Source organism: Armatimonadota bacterium, from assembly GCA_035527535.1.
Taxonomy (GTDB): Bacteria; Armatimonadota; Hebobacteria.
Genome location: DATLAK010000022.1, coordinates 1 through 5,743, shown reverse-complemented (window position 1 = coordinate 5,743; position 5,743 = coordinate 1). Strand labels below are relative to the sequence as shown.

4 protein-coding genes are annotated in these 5,743 nt (G+C 67.0%); 2 read left to right on the top strand and 2 right to left on the bottom strand.

Translation table 11 applies throughout. The annotated features are described in order from the left end of the window. On the bottom strand, positions 1-1,015 hold a 1,015-nt coding region (locus VM221_01155; GenBank protein ID HUT73425.1), incomplete at its 3' end, for a GNAT family N-acetyltransferase. Between the two features lie 308 nt (positions 1,016-1,323). Further along, entirely contained in the window at positions 1,324-2,370 is a 1,047-nt protein-coding gene (locus VM221_01150) for a GNAT family N-acetyltransferase (protein ID HUT73424.1), read from the bottom strand. Between the two features lie 348 nt (positions 2,371-2,718). On the opposite strand from VM221_01150, the gene VM221_01145 reads away from it, so the two are divergent. Next, complete coding sequence (locus VM221_01145; GenBank protein HUT73423.1) at positions 2,719-4,728, top strand: DUF2723 domain-containing protein; 2,010 nt, start codon at positions 2,719-2,721, stop codon at positions 4,726-4,728. Positions 4,729-4,781: 53 nt separating this feature from the next. Then, a partial coding sequence (locus VM221_01140) for a DUF2723 domain-containing protein (GenBank protein ID HUT73422.1) occupies positions 4,782-5,743 on the top strand: 962 nt, incomplete at its 3' end.

The following is a 5,743-nucleotide window of genomic DNA, read 5'->3' as shown; positions in this document are numbered from 1 at the left end:
CGTGCGTATCTGTGGACGCTGTTCCCTTTCCCACCAGCTCCTTGCTCATGAAGAGGATGCCTTCGCGGACACAGTACCCGAGGCCCTCATAGAACATCCTGGCGTCGCCGTCAGCGCCCGTCAGCAGCCCCGCGCGCTGCGCCCGCACCGCCGCCAGTCGCGCCTCGACCTCACGCATCAGCCGCCGGCCGATGCCCCGGCGCCGGTGCGCGGGCTCGACGGCGACGCGATTGATCCAGGCCCACCGCCCGTCCCAGGTTCCCATCGCGGTGCCGATGATCCGCCCCTCGCTTTCCGCCACCAGGAACGGCCCTGCGTCATGCGTGACCTTGTAGGCCAAGGCTTCCCGCCGGTCGCGCGGGCGATCAACCCAACCCATCGCCGCCCATAGCGCCGCCACCTGCTCGTAGTCCGCGTCACGGTAGGAGCGGAGACTGAGACCATCCGGCAACGCCTCTCCCTTCAAGGGAGAGGGGTTTGGCTGCGCCTCCCACTCCTCCCGCAGGACTGCCATCAGCACATCGTCGTGCCACTTGCCGTCAACGAAGAAGCTATCGCGCTCGACGCCCTCGTGGCGGAAGCCTGCCTTCTCGTAGCACCGAATGGCGCGCGTGTTGTAGGCGGCGACGCGCAGGGAGACCCGATGCAGGTCGAGCGTCTCGAAAGCATGGCGCAACATCAGCCGCACAACCTCGGTGCCATAGCCGCGACCCCAGTAGGAAGGGTTGTCAATGCCGATGCCCAGGCTGGCGCGCTGGTTCGCCTCATCCTTGATCTTGATGTTGACGTAGCCGATGTAGCGCCCGTCCGCCTCGATAGCGTAGCAGTGCCCCTCCTCCCCGCGCTGCACGCGCTCGAACCAGCGCCGCCGGTCGTCAATGGTCGGTCGGCGTTCGTCAACCAGGCTCCCGCCGTACATGTGCCTCAGCTCCGGCGTCCACACGCGCAGGGATTCCTCCAGGTCGCTCTCGCACAGCGGGCGCAGGAGTACCCGGTCGCCTTGAATCCTGGTCATCGCTCAGCCCTCCTCACTCACGGGCCTGTGCAACCTGCTTCCGGCTCAGCATAGGCTCGGGACTGTCCGCGAGCGCGACGATTTCCGCCAGCGGGGGCGGAACGCGGTTGACAGCGGAAGCCGTCGAACGCCCCTATGGCAGTGGCCACGAGTTCGCCTGAGACACGCCAGGCCACGGCGAAGCACGATTCCGCTCCAGGGCATGGAAGATGAACCGGCGGTCTTCTCCGGCGCGAGGCCAGAACCCGGTCCCCCTCCAGAGCGCAAGGGCCTCGTCCACCTCCTCGGGGGCGAGAGAGCACATTCCCTCAGGCGACTGACGACCCATCGTCGCACCCATCCTTCGGCTCCAGCGCCTTCCCCATCACGCTCGCCTTGCCATAATCCTTGTAGCCCAAGCTGCGGTAGAAGGCGCGGGCTTGCGTGTTCTCCGAGTTGTGGGTCAGACTGACCGCCAGCGCGCCCTTCGCGCGAAAGCGCTCCTCAAGCTCACCCATGAGCTGCCTACCGATGCCTTGCCTGTGGGAATCGGGGTGCACTACCACGCGATGGACCCAAGCCCGCCGGCCGTCCCAGCCGCCAATGACGGTGCCGACAATGCGCGCACCAAGGCAGGCGACCAGGAAGAGGTCGGGGTCGCGGCGCAGCTTCTTCGCGATTTCATCCGGAGTGTCTGACCGCCGCGAGCCAAACCCGGTGGCCTGCCACAAGGCCGTCACCTGGTCATAGTCGGCAAAGGTGAAAGGCCGAATGCGAACTCCGCTGTCATGTGGCACAGCCGTTTCCGAATCCCGATTCATCCGGGCCCCCGGCTGTGTCGCTCCGAGTCCCGTGGCCGCACTACACGCCTCCCACTCCTCGCGCAGGATCGCCATCGTCACCGCGTCAACCCACTTGCCGCCCTTGAGGTGCGACTGGCGGCGAACGCCCTCGTGGCGGAAGCCGGCCTTCTCGTAGCAGCGAATGGCGCGCGGGTTGTGCGTCCACGTCTCCAATTGGATGCGATGCAAGCCGCGCTCCACGAAGCCGATACGCAGCATCTCGCGCGTGGCCGCGGCGCCGTAGCCCTTGCCCCAATACGACTTCTCGCCGATGTGGATGCCGAAGTTGGCGGTATGCGCATCGTGCACAATCAGACCGCACCCGCCGACGTGGCGCCCATCAACCTCGATCGCCCGCATCACGTGAGGGTAGTCCGGCGCCGAGATGTGCGCGAACCACTCCCGTTCCTGCTCCAGGGTCATCCCCGGGTCCCGCAGCAGCCATTGGGTAACTTGAGGGTCGTTCAGCCACCGCACGTAGTCCGGCAGGTCGGCCTCCGTGATCGGTCGCAGTCGCACCTGGGCGTCAGCCATTGTCGTAATCTCCTTGCCGTTCGGACACAGCCGAGGGCGGCGGTACTACATCAACAGAACACGAAACCACAGGCTGATTCTGCTTGCCTGTGGTCTCGCCGGGTGCGGGGCTAGGAGTGGTCTGACTTCAGCGCATCAGGGCGGACCAGCAGGCAGATGCGTGGGGACGCGCAGGACGTACGCGCGGCGATCCCCGAAGATATTGATGAGATACGCGCTCTGCCTGCTGATACGAATCATGGCGAAAAGAGCATAGCACTCGGCCCTCCCCATGTCAAGCGTTTGGCGATGCGTGGCGATGCGTGGTTAGCGTTGACCTCACCGGCTTGGCTATGGTTTAATGGCGGCGTGAAACCTCCCAGGGTGGAAGCTACCGCCGCCGCTTCCGTGGTTGCGCTGAGCCGGCCCGCTCTCAGGGTCGGTGTCTCCGTCGCCGTCGCCGTGGTGCTGCTCACCTGCTACTGGCTGACGCTCGCGCCCACGATCACCGACCCCGATTCCGGCGAACTGGCGACCGCGGTGCACACCATGGGCGTGGCCCACCCCACGGGTTATCCCCTGTACCTGATGGTGGGCAAGCTGTTCGACTTGCTTCCCCTGGGCGAGCCGGCGCGCCGCATCGCGTTCTTCAGCGCGGTGTCGGCGGCGGCGGGCGGGGGGCTGCTGTGCTGGATGCTGATCGCGCTTACCGGCAGCGGGGTGGCGGGGGCGCTGGGAGGGCTGACGCTGGGGCTCAACTGGTGGGTATGGCGCCTGGCCAACCAGGTGGAGGTCTATGCGCTCCACATGTTGCTGGTATGTGTGGTGCTGGCGATGTTCGTGCGCTGGCTGGAGCAGCGCACGCCGCGGCGGCTCAACCAGCTCGCGTTCTGCTGCGGCCTGGCGCTGACCCATCATCGCACCTCGGCTTTCTTCATCATGCCGGTGCTGGTATGGGCGCTGATAGCGACCAGACCGGTGAGGGTGCTGGGGCTGGCCAAGACCGTGGGGTGGGGTCTGCTGCCGCTGCTGTTGTACGGGTGGCTGCCTTATCGCTCGGCCCACCATCCGCCCATTGACTGGGGCAATACCAGCGCCAGCCTGCGCAGCTTTCTTGCGCATGTAAGCGGAGCCGTCTACGCCGGGTATGCCCTGGGCGACGTCGCCACCAACGCGTGGGCCCAGAGCGAGCTGCTGTTGCTGCGGTTGTGGAAGCAGTTCCATCCGGTGGGGCTGGCGCTGGCGGTGGCCGGCATGGCCGGCATGATGCGTTCGTCCCGATATCGCCCGCTGGGGATCTCGCTGCTCCTGAGCTTCATCGCGGTCGGGGCGTGGGCGGCTTTCTACCGGGTGCCGGACAAGGACGTCTTCTACTCGCCGGGCACGATCATCATCAGCGCCTGGTGCGGCGCGGGGCTTGGCTATGTCCTGATGGGAGCGCGTTCGCTGAGTCTTGGCCCGGGCCTGGTGCGCGTGGTGGGGGCGGCCGGGGTAATGGTGGCCCTCGCGCTGTCGCTGGACTTGATGGCGACCAACTGGAAGCTGTCCGACCGCAGCCAGCAATATGCCTCCCTGGAAGAAGCCAAGGTAGCCCTGTACCGCTTGCCTGCCAATGCCGTCATCTTGGTTCGGAGCGATGAACACTACGGCGCATACAATTACTACTACCATGTCCTGCGCCACAGACCCGTGCTGCCGGTGTACAGCTACGGCCTGATGCTCCAGTCGTGGTATCAGCCGCTGCGCGACCCGCTGCTGGCCGAGGCGGTCTTTCTGGTGATAGCTGATCCCCCCGACTCGAGGCCCGCCCACTTGCTGACCGAGGTCCGGCGGCGCACTGATCCCAGCCGCCCCCTCTACACCGACATCGAGCTCAAGCGCGTGCCTCCCGGCTACGTGCTGTTGAAAGACCGCGTGCTCTATCGGCTGGTGGCTCCTCCCGGTATCCCCCAGGCGGCCGACGCTCCCGGCGCGCGGCCGCTGCTGCAGCTTCCCGGCGGCGCCGGCAGCCTGCTGGGCGTAGCGACGCCGCGACGGCTCAAGCGCGGCGAGCCCTTCGCGATTACCGCCGCCATTCGCTGGAGCGGGAGGGTTCCGCCCGACGGGGAGCTGCTTATCGCTTTCATTCACTCCACCATCGCGCAGCAAGTGGCCGCGGGCAAGACCGAGGGCGCGCGCGAGCTCGTGCTGGTGCGGTCGTGCCCGCTGCTGTTCGGCCTGGCGTCGCCGGCCAGCCGCAGCGGCTGGCACTACCAGCAGACCTTCAACGCCTTGTTCCCCCCACATATGGTTCCCGGCCGGTACCAGGTGTTCGCCCAACTGGCGCGAGACAAGGGGAAGACCCCGCTGGCGCCGGCGGGCGCCGTGTCCCTCAGATGAATACGGCGGAATCGCCATTGACCGGCCGGGCGCGGCTGTGGCAGAATAGGCGCGTGAGATCTCTGCGCGCGCTGTCTGCCGGCGTCCGGGGCTTCCCCGGCCTGCGCCGGGCGGCCCTGCGGATCGGCCTCCCGGTCGCCGTCGCGGCGGCGCTGCTCATCTGCTACTGGCTGACGCTCGCGCCCACCATCACCGACCGGGACTCGGGCGAGTTGGCCACCGCGGTGCACACCATGGGCGTCGCCCACCCCACGGGTTATCCCCTGTACCTGATGGTGGGCAAGCTGTTCGACCTGCTTCCCCTGGGCGAGTCGGCGCGCCGCACCGCGTTCTTCAGCGCGGTGTCGGCGGCGGCGGGCGGGGGGCTGCTGTGCTGGATACTGATCGCGCTTACCGGCAGCGGGGCGGCAGGGGCGCTGGGCGGGCTGGTACTGGGGCTCAACTGGTGGGTGTGGCCCCAGGCCAACCAGGTGGAGGTCTATGCGTTCCACGTGTTGCTGGTGTGCCTGGTGCTGACGATGTTCGTACGCTGGCTGGAGCAGCGCACGCCGCGGCGGCTCAGCCAGCTCGCGTTCTGCTGCGGTCTGGCGCTGACCCATCATCGCACCTCGGCCTTCTTCATCGCGCCGGTGCTGGTATGGGCGCTGATAGCGACCAGGCCGGTGAGGGTGCTGGGGCTGGCCAGGACCGTGGGGTGGGGTCTGCTGCCGCTGCTGTTGTACGGGTGGCTGCCTTATCGCTCGGCCCACCGCCCGCCCATTAATTGGGACAATACCAGCGATCACCTGCTGTACTTCCTCGGGCACGTCGCGGGCATACAGTACTACTCCTTCGCGCTCGCCGACACGCGGGCCAATGCTTGGGTTCACACTCTGTCGTGGCTGGTGAAGCTGAACGAGCAATTCAGCATCGTGGGGCTGGCGCTAGTGCTGGTGGGGATGGTCGGCATGGTGCGTTCGTCCCGGTATCGCGCGCTGGGCATCTCGTTGACATTGAGCTTCGCTGTGGTGGCGAC

What these genes read in the sequence shown, in the direction of transcription:
- VM221_01150 (HUT73424.1), bottom strand. Translation starts at nt 2,370, where the DNA reads ATGGCTGACGCCCAGGTGCGACTGCGACCGATCACGGAGGCCGACCTG.